Origin of the sequence: Actinopolymorpha sp. B9G3, from assembly GCF_040120725.1 — a bacterium.
Lineage (GTDB): Bacteria > Actinomycetota > Actinomycetes > Propionibacteriales > Actinopolymorphaceae > Thermasporomyces.
Genome location: NZ_JBEEAB010000027.1, coordinates 36,252 through 58,112 on the forward strand (window position 1 = coordinate 36,252; position 21,861 = coordinate 58,112).

The 21,861-nt window shown below is 67.1% G+C and carries 7 protein-coding genes; all 7 read right to left on the bottom strand.

All coding sequences use genetic code 11. The annotated features are described in order from the left end of the window. Positions 1 to 3: 3 nt before the first annotated feature. The 7 genes from ABNF93_RS30280 to ABNF93_RS30310 all read right to left on the bottom strand — a co-directional run bounded on the left by ABNF93_RS30280 (position 4) and on the right by ABNF93_RS30310 (position 21,394). Positions 4 to 2,919, bottom strand: a complete 2,916-nt coding sequence (locus tag ABNF93_RS30280) for a DUF1156 domain-containing protein (RefSeq protein ID WP_349331652.1) — start codon at positions 2,917 to 2,919, stop codon at positions 4 to 6. A gap of 225 nt (positions 2,920 to 3,144) precedes the next feature. Then, positions 3,145 to 6,480, bottom strand: coding sequence for a UvrD-helicase domain-containing protein (locus tag ABNF93_RS30285; RefSeq protein ID WP_349331653.1), 3,336 nt, complete (start codon positions 6,478 to 6,480; stop codon positions 3,145 to 3,147). Next, on the bottom strand, positions 6,477 to 9,578 hold the full coding sequence (locus ABNF93_RS30290; RefSeq protein ID WP_349331654.1) for a PD-(D/E)XK nuclease family protein: 3,102 nt from the start codon (positions 9,576 to 9,578) through the stop codon (positions 6,477 to 6,479). Before ABNF93_RS30290 ends, ABNF93_RS30285 begins: the two co-directional genes overlap by 4 nt. 567 nt (positions 9,579 to 10,145) lie before the next feature. After that, on the bottom strand, positions 10,146 to 11,852 hold the full coding sequence (drmB, locus tag ABNF93_RS30295; protein ID WP_349331655.1) for a DrmB family protein: 1,707 nt from the start codon (positions 11,850 to 11,852) through the stop codon (positions 10,146 to 10,148). Further along, positions 11,845 to 15,018: a helicase-related protein gene (locus ABNF93_RS30300; RefSeq protein WP_349331656.1), complete on the bottom strand. Its 3,174-nt coding sequence runs from the start codon at positions 15,016 to 15,018 to the stop codon at positions 11,845 to 11,847. The genes drmB and ABNF93_RS30300 overlap by 8 nt, the downstream gene beginning before the upstream one ends. Then, entirely contained in the window at positions 15,015 to 16,745 is a 1,731-nt protein-coding gene (locus tag ABNF93_RS30305) for a UvrD-helicase domain-containing protein (protein ID WP_349331657.1), read from the bottom strand. Before ABNF93_RS30305 ends, ABNF93_RS30300 begins: the two co-directional genes overlap by 4 nt. Then, the gene (locus ABNF93_RS30310; RefSeq protein WP_349331658.1) at positions 16,742 to 21,394 is read right to left on the bottom strand and encodes a sacsin N-terminal ATP-binding-like domain-containing protein; all 4,653 of its coding nucleotides are present in this window, start codon (positions 21,392 to 21,394) and stop codon (positions 16,742 to 16,744) included. Before ABNF93_RS30310 ends, ABNF93_RS30305 begins: the two co-directional genes overlap by 4 nt. Positions 21,395 to 21,861: the final 467 nt, after the last annotated feature.

Genomic DNA, 21,861 nt, shown 5'->3' on the forward strand with positions numbered 1-21,861 from the left:
CGGCTAGTAGGTCGACTCGAGTGTCAGCTGCTCGGCGTGGTCGTCGGTGATGCGCCGGGCGGCATCGACGACGTCGGCCCACGAGGCAGCGAGCATGTTGAAAAGCTGGGCGATCCCGGACCACCTCTTGTCGTTGGCGATCGAGAAGACGAGGTAGGCGAGTTCCTTGGCCGCGTCCAGGTCGATCCGGGTGCTGGCCCGCGACATCATCTGGCCGGCCGTGTCGAGACCCTTCCCGTCCAGCGCCTTCGCCAGATGCAGCACGACCTCCCACAGCGTGACATGATCGTCGGCGCGCGGGTCGTAACTGGCCGGCAGGCGCTCCGGCGGGACAAGTTGCACCTTGCCGGCCCCCGATGTCAACCCACCGGAGCGGGCGAGACCGGCCACCGACGTGTTGTACGCGGACGCAAGCGTCTCGGCGTCGCCATACAGCCCTTCGCCGAAGCCGTTCGACTCGAACCACTTCAGGCACCATCGGGTCCCGGAGTCGAAGTCACCCTCCTGCTCCGAGAGCACTTCCCCGAGGATCTGATTGATCACCTGCAACGCAGATCGAACGGTCATCGCCGACCCATCCGCCTCGACCACCCTGGCGTACTGCGAGAAGACCGTCATGCCCGGACCTATCGCTGCCTGCGGCAGGTCGACCGGCGCGATGGACCCTTGTTGCAACTCACGCAACTTGCCTGGCAGGGACTCACGCAGATCCGCCACGAAGCCCCGTCGATCGGTCACGGTGACGCCCTCGGGCCGCGGCCGAAGCGCGAGCACAATCGACGACGCCAGTGCGTTACTCCCAATGTCGCGCATTCGACCCGCACGCTCCGAACGCATCGGCCACGTTCCAGTAATACGCCACCCACCACGAACCATGCCTTCCAGCAGAGTCTCCCAACCAGTCGATGCGTTCCCGGACACGTCCGACTCGGATTGCTTGAACGCGTAGTAGACCGTCATCGGAACGTCATCTCGTGCGCTGCGCCTCGCCATAGCGAAGACATCGCGAAAGCCCGCTTCGAAGAAGGTCCTGGCCCCGGACCAACCGGCATGCCGGAACGGGTTGGCTACAAGCTCTTCTGCCTTGGGAACGAGAAGCGTACTGAGCAGATCCGGGTATACGTCCCGAAGAGAGCGACGGATCCACACGTAGAAGAAATCCGAGAGGTCGGAGTACCCGATGTTGTCGTAGTAGGGAGGGTCTGTCGCGACTACGGCAGGGCTGACAGGAGGAAGGTCACGTGCGTCGGCCTGCTGGGCAGTTGCAACAAGTGGGCCGACCACGTCGATCACTTTCATCATGTTCCGAACTGTTACCACGAAGGAACCAGCCGCAGCTTTGCCAAATGGACAAGTTTCGGCGAAATCCCAGATCATTGGGATTGCCTGCCTCGTGAAGAGGTGTGTTGCCTGATTGGCTGATGGTGACCAACTGACCAATCGGTTGGATATATCAGCCATCTTGCTTACGGCGAGTCCTAAGAGAGTAGCGACCGCGTCGGAGTAGGCGGCGGCGTCAGCGCCGCCCGCAGCGAGTCGCTCACCTTCCGCCATCCCACAGGCAATGGCATCTTTCAACACCTCCTCCCGAGCCTCAGCGACAAGGTCACTGAACGTTGTCAACGCGACCAGCTGCCGATTCGTAAAGAGGTCTGCGTATTCGGTCATGCCATAGGCTTGGACTCGGAACCCCAACGCTGCTTCAGGTAACCTTCCAGGCGGTAGATTCGTAGGGCGATCGATTTCCGTCGCCTCGACTTGATCATCAGACGGTGCCAGGTAGATTCGCGATCGCTTTCCTTCCGCGACAGTGGCAGTGAGATGGGCTCCGATGCGACCGGCCCGCCCTTCGGCACGGATGTAATCGAAGGACACGGCCGCACCGCAATGGATGCAAGTTGTCCCGCTGCGCATCACTGTCCCGCCGTCATTCCCAGACGGGCCGCGTTTGGGGTCGTGGCCGATCGTGTAGCGCACCACGCCGTCGAGGACCTCCGGGACGACGTAGGCCTCCTTTCCCTTCTTCTTGCCGAGCCACCACGACCGGACCAATGGCATCCGGATGCCACATGCCGGGTTAGGACAGGTGACCGTCCGCGCCCAGATCCAGGCGATGGCCGTCGCTTGCGATCCGTCCGGGAGGGTGACTTTCGGGTACCGGTGTCCGATCCGGCGCTCAGCTTCGTCTCGCATCCACTGCCCGTATCGGCGTACGTCCTCGGCCAGTCCAGTCGCACGCGGCCACGCGCCGAGTCGCGCGTCAGCCGCGCCGGGGAACACTGGCGGGCGCCCGGCGAACTTCGGAGGGATCTCGATCAGAGCCTTGTTGATCAAGACTGCTACGGGGTTCAGGTCCGAGGCGTGGGCCTCAAGCCCGAGCCGCTGAGCTTCGAGGGGGATCGTTCCGCCGCCGGCGAAGGGGTCGAGGATGGCGGGAGGGCTCCCGTCGGTGGACCGCATGATCTCGGCGCGCGCCGCGGCGAGCACCCGCTCGTTCGTGGAGTTCTCCCACGTCACGAGTTCCTCGATGAGCCGGAACAGGCGGGTGCGTTCCGCCGCCACCCAGGCTGCCCTGTCGTCGGGGTCGGAGATCGCCTCAGCTTCGGGACGGGAGTCGGGGTCGTCTACGAGCTGCGCGAACAGGACGGCACGCGCTGCGGCGAGGGGACGACGAGCCCACCAGAGGTGCAAGGTTGACGGGTGGCCGTGGCGGATCGACTTCTCCCGTGCCGCCTCTTTGTTAATGGCCTCGAGCGGCAACGCCACCTCGATCAACTTCCGCCGCTCCATCCGAAGTCCTCTCGTTCCACAGCCCGATTCGTCGACGATCACCGACTCGCGACCTTCACATTCGATCAGACGACCACGCCCTCTGCCGCTCAACGCTGCCACGGCCATGGCCACCGCGTCGAGCGCCACGCGCTCCCAGAGTCGGGGCCGTCCCAGGCGATAGAGCGGAGATGCTCGTCGGGCTTGCAGCCGGGGTACCTTCGCGACGAGCCAGGGCGCTCCTCCGGTGCGCCTGCGGGACAGTATTGCGTATACGCAACGCGAGTGCAAGCCATGCCACCGACCTGCTTGCCGCGGCCTCGTGTTGCGAGTCGGAAGGTGAACGGCTGCCGGTATCCGCATGACGCGCGCGTGTCATCCAGGAGAGTCATCCAGCTCGCTTCGGGCGAGCCGGCGTTCGTAGGCGCCGTTGGGTGTGAGGAAGACCAGGACAGCGTACTCGACGTCCTGCCCTGTGGCCGCCTCGACGCAGCGTACGTACGCCGCCATCTGCGGCCGGTAGAGCGCCACTCGGGCGTTGATCGCACCCAGCGGGACCGCGTCGGTCTTGTAGTCGACGATGACGAGGCCGCGGTCGGATCGGTAGATGAGGTCGACGAAGCCCTCGAGCACGACCTCGTCGTCACCTGTGTTGGTGCCGAGCGCGGCCGCCAGGCGGGCGGTTGAGGGACCGGTCACGACGGTGCCGACGTAGGTCTCTTTCCAGTGCGGCCGCCGTGCCGCGACCTGGACGACGTCGGCCGCGAGCGCCGACCGGGCCAGCTCAGCCACGAGGTCGGACTCCTCGACCACGCCTTCGGCGAGTGCCTGAGCGGCGACGGCGTCGTCGAGGCCGGCGTCGGTTGCCAGGTCGATGGTCTGCAGCACGCCGTGGACGGCGCGTCCGATCGCGGTACCGAAGCGGCCTTTGGACCACGGTGGTAGCTCGAGGTCGCGGGCTCCCTTGGCGAGACCCGGATCCAGTGTCTCCTGGTCGGGTCCGACTAGCGGGTCGGTGCCTTCGAGCCCAGATGCGCTGACGGACGAGCTTCGCGCGGCCCGTTGTCGGACGCCGGTGACATGTGCCCGCCAGTCCTGCCAGCCGGGCGGTGGGCCGAAGCTGGGCGGCGCGACGGGCAGGGCAGCAAGGGCGTCCAGCGCAACGAACCACTCGGCAGGAACGCCATTCCCCGCCGACGCCAGCAGCGCCGCGTTGGTCTCGGCCGTCGACTGGGCGCAACGGTGCGTCGATACGACGAGATGGTCGCGGGCACGTGTGCACGCGACGTACAACAGCCGTCGGCGTTCGTGCTGGTCCATCTGTTCGTCCACCGGCTGGGCGGCCTCGAAGTCGCCGGTCTGGACTCCGCGTCCGAGCTTGACGGCGAACCCGCCGGTCGGTGGCCAGAGGACCTGGACGCCGTTCGCGCCGCGCGGTTGGGAGGTCATGCCGGACAGGACGACCATCGGGAACTCCAACCCTTTGGCGGCGTGGATCGTCATCACGCGTACGGCGTCGGCGTCTGTCTCCGGTAGCACCGCCTCGGCAACGCGCGACGATTCATCGCCTTGGTGCCCGGCCCATGCGAGGTAGGCCCGAAGCCCGCCGTGTTCGGCCTCTGACCATGCCCGGGCCTGGTCGACGACGAACCGGAGTCGCCGCCAGGTGTCGCGCATCCTGGGGCCGCCAGCCGCCGTCTCCAGCATGCGCCGGTCGGTGACGAGTGCCCCGAGCAGCTCGCTCGGTGTCATCCAGCGCGCCCGGCGGTGCAGCCTGAGCAGGTAGTCGATGGCCGCTGCGACCGGGTGCGCATCGGAGGCGCCGGACGGTGGTGGAGCAAGCAGGTTGAACACTCCGCCGGCCTGCTTCCACGTCCACAGGTCGTCGTCGCCGCACCCGAACAGGGGAGACCGGAGCGCGGCGACGAGGGCGAGCGCGTCGGAGGGGTCGTTGATCGCCCGTACGCTTGCGAGGAGATCGCGGACCTCCTGCGCCTGGTAGACGAGGGAGGTGGTCTCGGCCCGGTACGGCACGCCGGCGGCGTCGAGGGCGTCCTCGAGCTGGGGGAGCGAGGTTCTGGCGGGCACGAGGATCGCGATGTCGCCGAGCCCGACGGCACGCCACCCGCAGCTGCCGTCGTCCCAGACCTGCCACCGCTGCGCGATCGCGGTACGGATGACGGCGGCCACCTCGGCGGCTTCGCGTTCGCGGAGCTGGTCGGCGGACAGTCTGGCGGGGTGGGGGGTGGCGCCGAGGAGCGTGACCGGCGGTCCCGAGGGCGGCTGGCCGCGGTGGGGGTCGAGTGATTGGTAGGCCGGTTGGGAGTCGGGTGTGTAGGTGATGAGCTGGCCGAACACGGCGTTGATCCAGTCCAACACGGCGGACGTGGTGCGGAAGTTGGTGCTCAACCGCACACCCGTGCCGAGGCGAGCCTGGGTACGCAGGTAGGTGGCGATGTCGGCGCGGCGGAAGCGGTAGATCGACTGTTTGGGGTCGCCGACGACGAACAGCCTCCCGGGTGGAACGTCGACGTCCTCCCATCGGTCGGCGACCGCGCCGGCTCCGCCGGCGATGCGGACGGCCAGCTCGATCTGGATGGGATCGGTGTCCTGGAACTCGTCCAGCATCAGGCGCTGGTAGCGCTCGCTCAATGCCTCGCGCACCTCGGTGTTGCTCCGGAGCAGGTTGCGCGCCAGCACCAACAGGTCGTGGAACTCCAGCCGTCCTTCGCGCCTGCGAGTTTCTGCAGCCGCGACGGTGTCGGCCGCGATCCGCCTGGCCATCGTCCGTAGCACTGCGTCGACGATCGTGTCGGCATGCCCCTTGGCTTCGGAGGCGAGGGACCGGCAGCTGTCCTTGAGCTCGTCGAGGCCGCCGCCCCAGTTGGCCTTGCGACCGTAGCCCCAGGTGAGGTCGGCCGCCTGGGTGAGGCAGGTCAGGCGCGCCGGATCGTCGGGTGCGGCGGCGAGCCGGTCGGCCCACCGGCTCAACGCGTCGAGCCTGGGCAGGAACTTGTCCGTGTCGTCCGTACAGCGCTCGGCCATGTCGGCAAGCCGCCGAGCCTGGGCGACCAGGGCTTCGACGCTCGGCAGCCCCGGCATGGCCGGCTCGGGCCCTTGCAGAACCCGATCGGCCACGAGGTCCCAGTCCGCGGTGAACGACTTGGCCAGCGACCGTAGGTGCTCGAGCTTGAGTCCGGCAGCGAGCCCGAGCAGGAGCGGGCGGGCGAGCGCGTCGTCATCGAGGAGTGCCCGGCGTTGCTCGGCCCATCGTTCCTCGAAGGCCACGCTCGATCCGACCTCGTCGAGCACCTCGATCAGCGGTGGTAGTCCCGCCTCGACCGGGTGCGCGGTCAGGATGCGTTGCGCGAACGAGTGCAGGGTCCCGATGGCTGTGCCGTCCAGGCCGTCGAGGGCGTCGTCGGCACGTTGCCGTCGTACGACGTCATCCGGCGCGGACCGGTGCGCTGCCTCGAACTCGGTGCGCAGCCGGTCCCGCAGCTCGGCGCCGGCTTTCTCGGTGAAGGTCACGGCCGCGACGTTCTCGATCGGCACGCCGGCCAGAACAGTGTGAACGACGCGGTCGACAAGGGATTTGGTCTTGCCGGAGCCGGCGCCGGCCTCGACGAAGAGGGTCTCGTCCAGCGCGGCGACGATCCGGGTCCGCGCCTCGGCATCGGCGAGCGGGGTGGCGGCAGCCGGGCTCGTCATCGCTGCCCCTCGAGCGCTGTCTCGACGAGGGCGTCGGGTTCGGCGAGTCGCACGTACGCCTCGAGTGCCGGGTCGTGACGCTTGCGTTCCCAACGGGTCCGAGCATCCTTGTGCCCTGCGCCATCGGGATCGCAGTACGGGCACTCGACGAAGCCCCAGCCCGGCGTCTCTGGCGGGCGATGCGGAAAGAGCCCGCGGGCGATGCTGTCGGCGATCACGGCCAGCGTGTCCGCATAGAGTCGTTCCACCTCCGGCGTCAGGTGCACGTCGATCCGGGCGCCGCGGTCCTTGCGGACGAACCAGTACGCCGCCTCCACCGGAGTAGCGGCATTGCCATATCGCCGCCGGGCCGCGTAGGCGTACACCGGAAGCTGCAACTTCGTCCCACCCAGCACCGGGTCACGATCCAGACCCTTGTACCTGCGGGTGCTTCCGGTCTTGAGGTCGACCACGACCAGCGTTCCGTCCGCCGCCAGGTCGACCCGGTCCGCACTGCCCCGGAATCGGATCGTCCGCCCGCCACTGATCGGCACCTCCACGGCAGGCTCGCCGTCCATGCCGAACGTCATCTCGCTGCACAGGAGCGTCGCCTGCCGCTCCGCACGCCACAAGTCATCGGCGTCGAGCAACCACGCCAGGTCTGCCCGGATGCGCGTCCACTCCTGAGCCCACAGCCTCGGGTGGCCGACGAGTCCGTGCCGCTGCAGCTCCTGCGCCCTGGTCTCGGCAATAGTGAGCAGCTGCCGCCGCTGGTCACCGGTCCAGCCTTCGCCGGGTCGCGGCGCCGCGTCGCCCACTGCTTTCACGAAGGCGTCGAATGCCTCGTGCACCAACGTCCCTACCGTCAACGGGCTGATCTCCATCAGCTCCTCGGGTGCCTCGACAGGGAAGACGCGTAGCAGCCGTTGGACAAAGTAGGCGTGGGGACAGCTCGCCCACGCCTCCAAGGCTGTCGGGGATACGACGCGGCGCCCGTCGGCGATGTCTGGAAGGGCGAAACCGGCGAGGTTGCCGTCGTAGCGGGTGAACGCCGAGCTTGCGCGGGCCCTGATCATCGCCTCGGCGGCCGCGAGGACCGGGTCGTCGATGGCCGCTCCGGCCGTCAGGGTCCGCAGCCGCCACTCCTGCTCCGTGGACGGAGCATCGGTGACGACGAGACTGCCGGCGTACGACGGCGAGCCGACCAGCCAGCCACCTGGCGGCACAGTGTCCCAGCCTGTGCCGGCAAGCTCACGGTCACCGGACAACCGACGCAGCGCCGGAAGGAGCCACCGACTGGGCAGGCGATGGCTGTGCCGGCGCAGATCACCTCGAGGGAACGACGCCACCACCACCGGTGCGGCGGCGAACGCGGCCAGCAGCTGCCGGTGCTCGCGGTCCAGCCGGTCACGCGACGCCGGCAGCTCACCTGCGGCCGCAAGGCGTACCCGGTCAGGAAGCAACGCGTCCTCGTGATGCCGGCCGGGGTAGAGGTCTTCGGCCAGTCCGAGGACGAACACCACGTCGGCGTCGAGCCCGACGGCGGACGAGATCGGCGCGACCAGGACGCCCTCGCCGAATCGGCCGAGCCGGGGCAGGGTGTCGGCGAGCTCGAGCTCGACCACTTGGCGCAGCGCCTGCAGGTCGGCGGACGGTTCGATGTCGTCCAGCCCCTGCAGGCCCGTCAGCACCTGCTCCACTCGGACTGCCGCCCGCGCCTCCTGCTCCGGAAGCCTGCTCAACGCTGCCTCGTCGCCGAACAAGCCATGGAACAGACCGAGTGCCCATGGGGCGAGGTCCCGCCAGGTGCGCGCACCGGCACCTTCGGCGAGCCTGGCCGCGAGATCGGTCACGAAGCTCCGCAGCTGCTCGGCGGCGTCGGCATCGCGGACGTGGCGGGCGATCAGGCCCTCCGAAGCGTCTTCGGCGCCGCGTTCGCGGTCGGCCGCGGCCCGCTCCTCCTCGACGTACAGGCGGAGCCGGGTGTCCCAGTCCTCGCCGCGTACGACGCCGGCGCTGCGGGAGATGCGCTCCCAGCGGGACACGGGCACCCGGTCCCCGTTCGCGTCACGCACCGGTGCGTCGGCCAACAGCCGGAACAGATCGTCGCGGCGCAGCCCGTGCGCGGGTAGGTCGAGCAGGTCGAGCAAGCCACGAGCGAGCGCATGCTCGTGGGTGGGACGGACTCCAACGCCATTGACGGCCACGCCGGCTGAGGCGAGGTGCTCGTGCAGGAGCCGCGCGTACGGGTCGGCGGACCCGTACAGCACGGCGACCCGGTGCGCAGGCGTTGCGGTCAAAGTGTCGACGACCTCGCGGACGACGCACCGCACCTCATCGTCGGCGTCGGAGGCATGCACGATCCGTGCCGCGGTCGCCTGGCCATCCACAGCCGAAGCGTCCGTCTGGTCAAGGCCGAGGCGCTCCAGCGACCGTCGTACCGCCCCGTCCGCACGTGCCGCCCCGGTCAGGCCAGCAATGACGATCACCCTCGTGCTCTCCGCGAGTGCACGGGCGAAACCTGCCGAGGCCTGGTCCAGGTCCTGCGGCAAGAACAGCACCGCGGTCCCCACCGACGAGGTGATCCTCTCACCGGCCGCCTCGATGGCGGCGCGGAGCAGGTCCGTGGTGTCGTACCACCTGTCGGCGAGCCGGTCACAGACGCGCTGATGCAGCCGAACCATGTGCCCCGCGAGCGCCGTGGCGGCGGCGACCTCGGCGAGAGCGGGCACCGACAGATCCCGAAGCGTCCGATGCGCCTGGACCAGGGCGCGGACCGTCGACGGGTGCGTCGCAACCGGCTCGAACGGACCCGGATCCTCAGCAAGCGCACGACGCCACGCCGCTGCCAGAATCGGGCCCGTCACCGGACGCCGGCCCTGCCCTGTCAGCGTGGGTGCGGCGATCAACTCCGCCAGCCGCGGAAGAGTGGCTACAGCGAGACCGGCGATCCCTCGATGCGCACTCCCGTACCCGCGGGCAAGCATGCGGCGCGCGACCAGACCGCACAGGTTGGTCGGAACGACCAGGGTCACCGGAGCCAACGGATCGTCCCGCTTGACCTCCGCAACCGTCCTACGGAGCACCTCGTACGCGGCCGCACCGTAGCCAGTCGTCACCGCCTCGATCGGAATCGCCCCCTGCCGAACGGTCGTGCGACCCACCGTAGACCGATCCGTACACCGACTGGGATGTGGCGCGCAGAACTGCGCCACATCCCAGCCGCGGAGCACGGTGGTAGTGGTGAACCATCGGCCAACTCTGACGCCGAACGGCTGCAGTGCAGGGGCAGGGCGCCGAACCGGCGCAGTGACCAGGTCGTGGAGGAGGTACGCGCCATGCCACGCTGCCTTGACGACCGGTCAAGATGCATCGAAGGGTGACCTCTGTGTTCGTCCCGGCTCGAGCTCACCGGTGTCGGACATCTCTTCCAGGTGCGGTGCTCTCCTTCAGGTGCCCGAGAACGACTCCACCCACGCCTGATCGCCCGGCGTGGGTGGAGCGGACGAAGTGCTGCGCGATCCGCACCGGCCGCGGTGAGTCAGCCTCCGGTGCGAGAGGTCGATCTCGCCCACTGCTCCGGCCAGTTTGACGATTGCCTCGCGGGTCAAGCGCCCAGCAGCGCACGGAGCGGATGTCCAAACCAGGCATGGCATCGGCGAGCCGATCGGCTGCGGGCCTGGGAACTACCGATAAAGATCGCCAAAGAGGCCCGCCGTGCCAAGGCTGCCTGGGAGTCCCACGAGCGTGGCACGATCGAGTGTCAGATTGAAGCGCTCACAGCTTGTCTCGGGCAGCAACAGGCAAGCGTGGCAAGCCGCAACGTTCATCCCGTTCACCCCGGACCCGGTGGACTCGATGCACACCGGATCCGCGGTGCACCAGCGCGCGCGGCGGATGCCGTTGGCGAGAGTCTGCCGGAACCGGTCCTTGTCGCTCAGTCCGGCTAGCCCACCCAGGCTGCCTGCCCCGTCCGCAGTTGCTGTGTAGATGAGAATCCCTGCCTGCTCAGGCTCGTCGTAGATGCGCTCGCGCAGCGACGCCGCCGGGTAGCCGCAGGTAAGGGACATCTCGTCCACCAGGACATGCGCTAAGGAGTGCAGGGCCAAGACACGCGGTGACACGTCAAGTGCGGCAGTCAACGTGCTTCGTCCCAGCTGTGCCTGTGATCGCAACAACGCCCTAGATCGAGAGCGTGCGAAGTCGCTCGCCGCCCATCGGTTGAAGATGGTTTCGTTCAACCGTAGGAAGATGCCCTCTCCGAGGACCTCCACCGCCGGTAGCCAGCTGGGCTTTCCTGAATCGACAAGTGGTGCCACCACAACGTCGTCGTTGTCACCCGTCGACGGAACCACCCGCGTGAAGCCCGCTAGGGCTCTCACTTCTCGGAGTCTGCTCACCCGTGATACCTGGGCGATAAGTTCCGGTATCCCGCTATCGACGAGGTCGACTTTGACGCACAGAAACTGGTCGTGTGCGTCGACGGCACCTCGACCACGGACGAGGGCGGTGTACTCCTCAGTGCGCAGTTCTCGATCCGAGGGGGCGGCGGTCGTAACAGCGGGGTTCCTCCACCGCTCAATGGCGCGGATCAAGTCCTCCGTCGTGCAACCGTCCGGGGGCCTGAAGCCGCGGGCGATCTCTTCTGCCGAAGCGTTTGGATTCGCATCCGGCATCCGCGTCTCGATGAAGGCGTCGGCGATGTTGGGCACGGAAGGGATCGAGATCGCAGACCGCACAACAGCAAACCAGACGTTCGAGGAACCACGCTGGAGCGTCCGCAGCTCTTGGTCGCATTGCGGATCTGGGCTCGTGAGCCAGGGCCGGGAGCCGGAGCACCTCTTCAAACCGCGCAACGCTCCGGAGTCAAAGGCGCCCAGCATGGAACGTCCGAGTCCGCACTCGCATTCGACGATGAGGTCCGACAGAGCGGACGTGTGACCGCGGGCGACCAAATTGAGGCCGTGTCCGTCGTGGCCGACGCCGGCGTCCTTATGGACCCATGCGCGGTAAGGGAAGTCCTCGATGTGGCCGTTCATGCAGCAGGACACGAATCGTGACGGAGACGTCGCAGCATTGCACCTGGCACACATCTTGGTCTCGCGGTCGGAGATCTCCCAGAAGGGACCCAGCCGTCGGCAGTCCGTGCAGAACGCCCACTCGGGAAAGCGGACGGCCGGCACATCGCCGTTGCTCTTGCGCCACGTCGGCGGGCTACGGAACTCCCTTACGCCTAGACTCCTTGCCAGCCTGGGCTCCGTGATGAGGTCGCCCTCGTGCCAGTCGTCGAGCCCGCACAGCATGACGCTGTCGTCCTGCGCCGGTAGGAGGGAACCGACTCCGAAAGTCGACACGAGGCTTGTACGCCTTACGTTGGCGACGATCTCAGCCATCACGACGCCTCCTCCTCCGTCGAACCAAGAAGACACTGGACTCTGCATCGACGTCACGCATGCTCGTGAGCGTCGGCCAAGGTGGATCCGCCGGGGGAAAGTCGATTTCTCGTTCCTCTCGCCCGAGCACGCGTGACGCCTCGACAAGTAGCGCACCCCGCTGGCGGTTGAACCACCCCTCGTAGTGAGACACGCGCGATTCGGCCCAATTGTCGATGAGGTCCAATAGCTCGCTGCGGATCGTCTGGTCGGACTCGTCGTCCGGACACTCCCCCTCGTGGGCCCGAACGGCCTTGGCACGGGCGAGGATGACGGCGACGAGCGCCTCGAGATCGTCGAGCCAGTTAGCGGCATCCGCGGCGGCGCGACTCGGACCGGCGGCGGCGACGCGGTGTCGGGCCAGGGAGACAAGGATCGCATGGAGGGCTCGGTCACGTGCCCGCGGTGCGAAGGGAGTGGCCCCCGTGGCCTCGACGTGGCGGTACAGCATCCGGTGGTAGGCGGCGAAGTTCTCATAATGCGACAGGTCCCGACTCCGGCCAGAGTTGTATACCGTGACCACGAGCCCTGGCATTCGGCGACCGACTCGTGAGGTCGCCTGGATGTACTCCGAACTCATCTGGGGCTGGCCCATGACCACCATGAGTCCCAGGCGGTCTACATCGACACCGACCGAGATCATGTTCGTGGCTAGAACCACGTCCGCCGCATCGGTCTCACCGCGCCGACGTTCCAGGATCCGGAGCTCCTCCGGGATCTCAGAGGAGCGCTTACGGGAGGTCATCTCGCGGATCGCCCTCGGATCCCTCATCTGTTCCTCGCGGCGACGCGCGATGACCTTCATCTGGTCCGGGACGTCGTCCAGGACCTGTATGTAGGCACCGCCGAGGACCCGCAGGCTGTTGAAGTACCCGAGCAGGGTCCAATAGAGGTCGGCAGACGGGTCCGGCGCTGGCACCATGGCTGCGGACTGCAGCAACGAGGCATAGACGCGGACCATGAGAGTCGTCTGGCTCGCTCCGGGCGCCATCGCTCCCACGTACTCGCGGCTGGCTTTGGAGCCCCGCGGCGCCTCGACTGCGAAATACGAGTCCCGATGGGTGAGTCCAGGCGGAGGAAATTGCCGGGCTTCCCTGGCGAAGACAGCCATGACCTGATCGTGCGCGCGCCGGATGGTAGCGGTGGACGCGACGACTTTTGCGGGGGCCTCCGCACCTGTGATCGCATCGACCGCCGTCTCGTACAGACCGACCATCGTTCCCAGCGGGCCACTGATGAGGTGGAGCTCGTCCTGCACGATGAGGTCGGGTGGTGGATGATGGAATCGCGCGTCTCTGACCGGGGTTGCGGACTCCACTCCGAGGAGTGCCCCAACCTCACGTTTCCACGGCATCATCGCGAATTTGTCGACCGTGCCGATCACGAGGGACGGTCGGTTGGTGTAGACATCGCTGTCGATGATGTGGACGGGCAGGCCGTTTCGGAAGGCGCAGGTGGACTCGCCGCATGCGACCCGCATCCAGGTCTTGTCGATGACCTCGTAGTTCCGGTGGTCGAGCGCGTGGCCGCACCACGGGCACTGGCGCAGCTGCACGGGGTCGCTGCCGTCCCCGTCAGCGTCCTTCGAGCCGGGCCGTCGAGCACGCTGAAGGGCGCGGCGGGCCGCATCCGCGTCGTTAGGAGTCGACGCCTGCCCCACCCACAGCCCGACTGAGATGGGTGCCGTTCGCGGCATGTGCTGGGTACGGATCGTCTCGAGCGCACAGATGAGACCGGTTGCGCGTTGGTACTGCTGCAGGGTGAGCAGGCGAAGTGTATAGCGCATCAGGACCGAGACGCCGGCAGCGTCCGGGTCGCGCAGCCTTCGAAGCAGGATGGCGATGCCGATGAGTCCGAGGTAAGCCTCGGTCTTGCCTCCGCCTGTGGGGAACCAGAGAAGGTCGGCAATACGACGGTCGGCGTGGTGACGATCCACCAATCCCCGCATGTTCATGAGGATGAACGCGACCTGGAAGGGACGCCAGGCCGCCCCGGAGGTAGACGTCGGGTTCCCCTTGCCACCCGATCGATGGTGTTCCTGCCTGCTCCGCTGCTGCGCCATCGCGAGATTCGTAAGCTGGAAGGCCCGACGAACGTCTGCATCGTTGCGGAGCAGCTCGAGACCCGACTGCATGCGGCCAGCGGCTTCCCGCGCCTCCGCGACGTGGCGCCGCACGGTCTCTGTCTCGTCGTCCGACGGACGGACGGCTGACGCGGACTCGAGCTCGTCGATCCAGGTCCGGTACATGGCAATCAGCCGCTCGAGCACGTCGAACGACTCCTCAACAGCTAGGGCGTCCATCGACAGGTCCAGGCCGTCGCCGCCCGCAGCTTCGCTGAGCAGCAGCTCGTGGCGGGGGAGGAACGTCGTCGCGACAGAGTCAGGCGTGTTCCCCTCCCACGTCACGGCGCATCCGTGTCCGACGGCGAAGGACCGGACGTCGCGGAACAGCATTCGTTGGGAGGCGACCTCGAGTTCGTCGACGCCAGCAACCGCAACCGGTGGCCGCTCGCGGAGCGCCGTGCCGGTGGCGCGGGCGACGATGCTTGGTCGGAACCAGCACGAGGCGTCTTTCTCACCATGCAGGGCGGTGAGGGTGTTGACCAAGGTCAGTGTGATTGCGATGGTGCCGTCGCGCGCCTCTCGTGAGTGGACGACGAGGTGGAGGCCCTCCTCGACCGCAATACGTTCCAGCCGGGGTGGGTGAGCTTCGATCACTCGACGCCACGGCGGCAGCTCGCGTACCCGCCAGCTTGTCTCATCCGACTGCTCGTAAGTCGACGCCGATACAGAGACCTCGAGACCCGCCCCTGTCTCGTCGCCGACGGCGAGGGTCAATCCCATCGATCGCGGGTACCGGACCCGGGACATTGACACACCGGGGTCGACGACGGTGTCCTGAGCCCCATTGCCCGCCTCGACCTCGACGTCGTTCTCGACGTCGTCCTCAACGGATTCGGGTTGGGCGGGCGAGTCGCCCTCGACCTCCGGGAAGAGAATACCCATGACGAAGCGCGACAGCGGGAGCTCGCTCAGTACGTCGTCAGCGGAGCCTCCGAGGAGATCCTCCGAGAGGCGCCGCAGCATGAACTCGCGCGTGTCGTAAGCCTGCTGAAGCCTGTTCATCTCGGTGACTCCCACTCGAACGATAGAGGACCGCTCACCATTGCCCCGATCCACAGACCATGCTGGCCGGGGCCATTCTGCACAGGAGATCCGACAAGGGTCTCCAGTCCCTCGAGGCGGCCGCCAATGAGTCGCGGTACTGCCCCTCCGAAGGACAGTCGCCGGATTAGCTCGCCGAAGTTCTCACCGGTCCGGGCGACGACGTGACCGCCAGCCGCCGCGACCCACGAGGGGACCTCGTACGCGTCGGCGGTGACAAGATCATCGGTGCGGGACCACGTAACCGATGAGCCGACCGCACGTGAGAGGTCGCGTGGCGCGGGTCCGAGGTCCCGGGCGAACGCCGGTTCGAGCAGGAGCCCAAGAGTCCCTCGGCCATTCGGAGACTTGCGGAGCCATACCCCGTCGCGCGCGTCCTTCCTCCAGAACTTGGTGGAGATGCCGCGGGTTCGCGTCAGCCGCGACCTCGCCCGGGACATCGCGACGAAGAGTCGACGCGCGGATACACCGACGTCGCCGGCGTCCTCGACCCACGACTCGGGATCGACCAGGACTACGTTCTCGAACTCCAGTCCCTTGGCACGGTGCACCGTCGATGAGATTGTCTGGGTTCCTGGGGTACGTAACAGGGACGCGGGGAACCTCCGCGAGCGCAGGCCGGATGAGAGCTCCCGGAGGTCGAGTCCCCTGCGCGATCGCGCCACTCGAACCAGGTTCCGCCACTTGTCCTCGGCCTCCTCGAGCTGTGCGCGTTCCGCCAGATCCATGAACTCGTCGAAGTCCACCACGCGCGAATCCTGATCGGCGAGCAGTCCGGCGATCCACGGTGCGAGAGACGGATAGGTCGTAGTCGCGGCCAACTCCACCGGTACTCCGAGGCCCGAGAGGCGTGCGCCGACCAGGCCGGCGCGGGCGTTGGTGTCACACAGAAGCGCCGTCGTCCCCCGCCAGGCGCGTAGATCGTCGGCGGCGTCCTCGTCGAGTTCGCCGAGGGGGGGAACTCCGGCAGAGAGGCGCCGCAGGCGGAGTAGCTGGTCCGAGGGCGCCAACCTGTCGAGGGACCCCCGTGCGAGAGCCACTGCACGCGCATCCGGCGTCCGCGACCGGTACTCACCCTTGAGCACGACAGTCTCCGCGCCGTAGCCCTCGCGCACGCGTTTGAGCAGGGTCTCCGACGTCCACGCACCCAGCTCGTCGAGCTGGAAGTCGTAAAGGCTCTGCATGGGGTCACCCAGGAGTGTGAAGCCGAATCCCTCGTCGAAGGCGTGGCCGAGGAGCGTCAGCACGAACTGGGCGCGGACCCCGACGACGTCCTGCACCTCGTCGACGATGACATGCCGCACCTCCGGGAGCACGGGTTCGTTGGCGCCCTCGAGCAGCCGGGTGGCGCGGACGATGGAGTCGTCGTATCCGGTGAAGGCGCGGTCGGAATCGTCCAGGTCCGCCTGAAGTCGCGCCGCAAGTGAGTCGATAGTCACACAGTCGACACCTCGGCCCTTGTCGACAACATTCTTCGTTCGGGCTCGGACGACGTCGACTGCTGCGTTCGAGAAGGAGATGACGAGGATCTCCTCCGGATACACGTCCTTGTCTAGCAGGCGGCGGCAGCGGTCCCCGACTACCTCGGACTTCCCGGCACCAGGTCCGGCCATGACGATCTGACGGGCCTCCGGACATGCCGAGGCGGCTCGCTCCTGATCGGGATCGAGGGCCAGGGTCTTCGTCATCTCCCGCGCCCCCGGCCCCAAAGGTGCTCGAAGTGGCGGAAGGCGAACTCCTCGCCGAAGTTCGTGAGATTGTCCGCCACGTTGACGATGAGCACCTCGTCCTTGCCGCCGTTGAGGGGGCCACGCAGTCCACGACCGATCATCTGTTGGTACACGTTCGGGCTGAACGTCGGCCTCGTGATGAAGACGGCGTCGACTTCGGGAACGTCGAAGCCTTCGGTGAAGACGTTGTAGTTCGTGAGGACACGTACTCTCTTCGCCTTGAAGTCCTCGACGTACCGGCGTCGGGCGTGGGCATCGGTGATTCCTGCCACCGCTCGGGCCTCGACACCGTTGTAGGTCAAGAGGGCGGCAAGCACCTTGGCGTTCTCCACCGAGGTCGCGAAGAGGAGGGCTGTTTCGCCCTCCCCCATCTCGAGCACGGACCGGACGATCTCGTTGTTCCGCTTGTCGTCTTGGCCCAGTCGGTTCTCGACAGAATCGGGAAGGCGACGCATCTGTGTCGCGTGGAGGATCTCGTCGTCGGTGAGCTCGACGTCGGCGCCCCGCAGCTCGCGGTGCCTGATTCGGGCGAGGACTCCGTACTGCTGGAGATACCTGTAGACATCATCGCCTGGGAACACCCCGTCGTCGAGGAGGTTCTTGTGGTAGCGCCTAGCGAGCTGTTCCGTCTCGGCGGCGTTGAATCCCCGGAACGGCGTCGCGGTGAGGCCGATGATCGGCGTGGTCATGTCTGCCACGCGCCTTGTGCCACCCACTGCACTCAGGGTCCGCGTGTACTGCGGGCCGATCGAGCGGTGTGCCTCGTCGACGACGATGATCGTCGGGTCGACGAGCCAGCCGTAGCTATCCTTCCAGTTGTTGCGGTTGATGATCCAGTCCAGCTTGGCCAGCGACGCCACGACCACCTGATGGCCGTCCCGCTCGTTCGGCTCATTGCTGGCCCAGAGGCGGCTCAGCGTCATGGGTGTTCCAGGCTTTCCCCTAGCCCGCCAGACTTGTGACCAGGTCTGGGTCGCCTGCTCGCACAGCTCGTCCGTCTCGGCCAGCCAGAGGATGCGAACGTCCGACTCGGCCTCCGACATGTGCTCGACCAGTGCCTGAACCGCGACTCGGGTCTTGCCGGCGCCGGTGGGCAGCGAGAGGAGGCCTCGACGCACCTCGCCGGCGGGGTCTAGCAGGCCGCGCACGCGGTCGGCGATGCAGCGCTGGTACTCGTGGAGCTTGCCGAGAATGGGCGGCCCCTCGATCTCCATCTCGGCCTCGCGCCGCATCCCGGAGAAGCCGGCGAACTCGATGGGGAAGCCCAGTACCCGAACCCACTCGCGTGCAGTGCGCTTGCCTGCCCAGATCGACGGAGGGTCGAGGCCATTTCGGGTCAGGCTCCCTACATGACTCTGGAGGATCCCGTACCCCTCCACGGCGAGCGCGAGCTTGGCGATCTCCCGGTCCTCCAGCTCGAAGGCCGTGGCGTGCTTCAGCCCCTCAAGTGCAGCAGTTGGTACCGCACTCCTGAGCTCTTCCACGCCGACCGCGAGCAGCAGCTTGTCGAGGACGTCCGGGGTCTCGGCTATGTCCTGCCGGAGCTGACTACGACGCTGTTCCTCCATCCGGCGCAGGACGACGTCGGGCTTGAAGGTCGCCTCGAGCGACCGGGCGACCTGGGCAAGGATCTCGCGCTCGTCCTCGGTCGTCACGAAGATCCTGCGACCGTCGAGGTACTGCGGGAGCGGGCGGGACTGTTGTCCGCCTGGGGTCGAGGTGAGGACCTCGAGTCGCTTGCAGGGTTGAACGAGGAGGTCGTGATCCTCGAGAGCGAGCGACGCACGTAAGGGCGGGAATCGGTCGATGAGTGCGTATGCCTCGCCGGCCAGCTCGTAGTCGATCGTCTCGGTGAGCATGTCCTCGCCGTTGTGCATTCCCCAGTTGTCCTTGAGCACTTCGAAGTCGTGCTGTGACGTCGCGAGGACAGACGGGACACCGGCGGTCGCGAGAGAGTCGAATACCTCGGTCCGGTACGTGACAGCCGCCTCGTTCGCCGGAACCTCGATGTAGCCGGGGCCTCGCTGCACCCTGATGCGGTCGGGTGGTGGCTGGTCCATGTAGGCGGCCCATGCATATACAAGGAATCGCTGGTCGCTCCGCCAGGCCCTGGCCTCCTTGAGGATCGCGGCCCAGTCCTCGGACTTGAGCTCGTCGGGCTCGGTCTTGAGGCCGAGGGCAACTGCCTGCTCCTCGCTCACCGTCGGCTGGACGTAGGGAAGAGGCTGCTCGACTCCGTCGATCTCGACCCCTTCCGCGTTCCACCTCAGACAACGCGACACGGGCTGGATCCCGATCTGGGTCCGGAGACGTCCGTGGTCGCGCAGGTGGTACCACGTCATGTCGGTGACGAACATCTGCTGGGCGGCACCACCGATCCGAGTGATCCTCCACCGCTCGTCGCCGAGCAGCTGGCGCATGACGGACGCGGTCAGGGCGGTCCGCGACGCATCCGACAAGCGGGGGAGGACGTCGAGTGGCCAGATCGTGCGACCCTCGTCGATGTCGATCGCAGAGTCGGCGAGCCGCGGCTGACCAGACTTCTTTCTGTACCGCTCCCGGACGGCATCCCGTCGGGCCTCCCGCCACGCCTCCATTGGTGGCGAGGCGAGCCTGCGGGGCGCCGAGACCAGGCCTAGTCGATGCAGGAGCTCGATGTCCTGCTGATGGAATCGGGGGTCCACGAGAAAGTCGCCGTCCCGGGATCCGTCCGCAGGGATGATCTCCCCCGCAAGGAAGACGTCCCCGGGCCCCTTCCACTTTCCCGAGTAGGTTCGGACGCGCAACTTCTCGAGGAGCCGATCTCCGAATACGTCTCGGAAGATGGCCTCGGACTGCTCGATCGCATTCTTCCGAGCTGATGCCCACACCCGGTCCCAGCGAACTTGGCCGTCGGTCAGCTCGCTGCGAAGCTCCCCGGCGTTGTCGAAGATCTCGATCCCAAGAGCCTTGAGGGCCGAGACGACCCTGCCGTCGGCAGCGACGATTGGGTCGATGATGAGGCGGCCCGGCTGAGGAGTCGGTCCAGGCAGGAAGACCTGCCCGCGCCGGCACGCGTCGACCGATCCGTCCTCGAGAAGGAGCACGCGGGCCTTCTTCAGCTGTTCCACCTGATCCCGATCAGCGATGCGGCCGATCAGCGATGCGACCAGGCGGACTGCTGCCGCGGATCCCTCAACGGTCGGCTCCTTGACTAGGTGCTCTACCCACTGGCGCAGCGTCACCGCGTCCCTCTTGTGGTAGCCCAGGAGACGGACGACCTTCGAACGGTGCTCCGCACTCAGGACGGTATGGCTCGTCCAAGCGTCCGGGTCGGTGCACGCCGAGGCCCACAGCCTTAGCTCGTCGACCGTGAGCCCGTCGGGATGGAGCCGCACGCGAGTGGGGTGACGCAACCCGCCACCGAGGATCGGGATGCACTGCCTCTCGCTCACGGCCCGCATCACGGGCTCGTTGAGGATGTCGTCAGCGTGGTTGCGTGCCTCTTTGCCCCGCGCAGGCAGTACGTCGAGAACGGCGGTGGGCTTGTCCACCCTGTAGATGCTCGTGAGCGCGTCCCCAACGAGCTTGGGCAGCACGCCGGTCAGAAGCTCGTCGTTGAAGGCACCGGGAAGGAGTGACTCGCGGTCGTCCGCCAGCTTCCACGGCGCATTGACGATACCGGAGAGTGTGGTTCCGGACGTCGTGGGGAAGTACGCCCAGAACGTCCCAACCCCCTTGAGCGTACCCTCCAGCGGGGCGGCCCAGGAGATCTCGACGCTCTCACGGGCCGCGGCGTACCCACCGTCCTTTAGAGCGTCCTTGCTCGGGTGGTGCCGCTGCGACCTGACCACCCAGACGGATCGGCGGTTCGCATCGTTGAGGACGAAGGCCCCCGACTCGTCGCGGGACAGGGTGATGGCTCGGGCGGTGCCCGACTCGCGGTCCTCGAGCCTTAGCCGTTCGACGTGCTGGGAGAAGAGGAGGAACTCGGCCGGGAATCCGGCCAGGCTCCCCGCGAGGATGTGCCGGTTGCCCTTGAGCGGCGCGACGACGACCGTCGTGGCCCACTTCATGAGGGCCGTGAGGATCGTGTCGTCACGACTCTCGTCGGTCGGGTCAAGCGCCCGCGCCCAGCGCATGACCGGGTAGTGGTGCAAGCCCGGCACCAACCCACCTAGGACCTGCTCGGATGCCTTCCGGTCGAAGACGAAGGAGCCGGAGCGGCTGAGCACGCGCGGGGAGTCGGTGACAGCGAGTAGGGACTTGAAACCGAGACCGAAGCGGCCGATCTTGTCGTCGCGCTTGATCGAGTCGTGGGTGCCCATGAGGGCGATGACGCCGTTGGCGGTGAACGGCTCCCCCGAGTTCGCGACGTAGAGGGTGTCCTTCGTGAGAACAACCTCGCACCGTCCGCCGGAGGAGTCCACCTCCATCGCGTCGGCCGCGTTCTGAACCAGCTCGAACAGCTGGCGCTTTGCGTACGCCCCTTCGGCGATCGATCGCTCGATGTTCGCGTCCTGGCCCATCCGCCGAGGCTCGTTGCGATACGTCTCGAGCGCGGTCCGACTCTGCTCGTCGACGGCCTGCGCCAACGCGCCGTCGAGCCCCTCCCAATATGTTGCCACGTCGCCTCATTCCCTCGATCTGTTCCTGTCACCCGTCCGATGCGAAATGTCCAAATCGCGATGACACTGGACCACCCGACTCCTCGGCCTGCTTTGCCTATGATGACCCGAACGCGGAGGTCCTGGGTCCGAGATATCCGTTGCATGACGTTGTCACCCGATTTGTCGGACCTCCTCCTGGCCAGGTCGTTTCCTCGGCCGAGACCCTGCCTAGCGCTTCTGAACCCATCCCTCGCCTGCCCAGGACGCTTTGTGGTCGATTTGCTACCTTTGGTACCAAACAACCCGGCGGTTGGCCATCGGCAATGGGCAAGCTGAGCGCACAGGCTTCTGTCCCGGTCGCCGAGGCTGCCGCGCAGCCCGGGTCTCGCGGTCGCGCATCTGAGTGTGACCCGCGTGGTGGTGCGTGTGCGGATCAAGTATTGCGCACACGCAACGGCTGTGCAAGAGTTGAATCCTGGCAGGTG

Coding starts and splice junctions, on each gene's coding strand:
- ABNF93_RS30285 (WP_349331653.1), bottom strand. CDS start 6,480: ATGACGAGCCCGGCTGCCGCCACCCCGCTCGCCGATGCCGAGGCGCGG.
- drmB (WP_349331655.1), bottom strand. CDS start 11,852: ATGGCTGAGATCGTCGCCAACGTAAGGCGTACAAGCCTCGTGTCGACT.
- ABNF93_RS30300 (WP_349331656.1), bottom strand. CDS start 15,018: ATGAACAGGCTTCAGCAGGCTTACGACACGCGCGAGTTCATGCTGCGG.
- ABNF93_RS30305 (WP_349331657.1), bottom strand. CDS start 16,745: ATGACGAAGACCCTGGCCCTCGATCCCGATCAGGAGCGAGCCGCCTCG.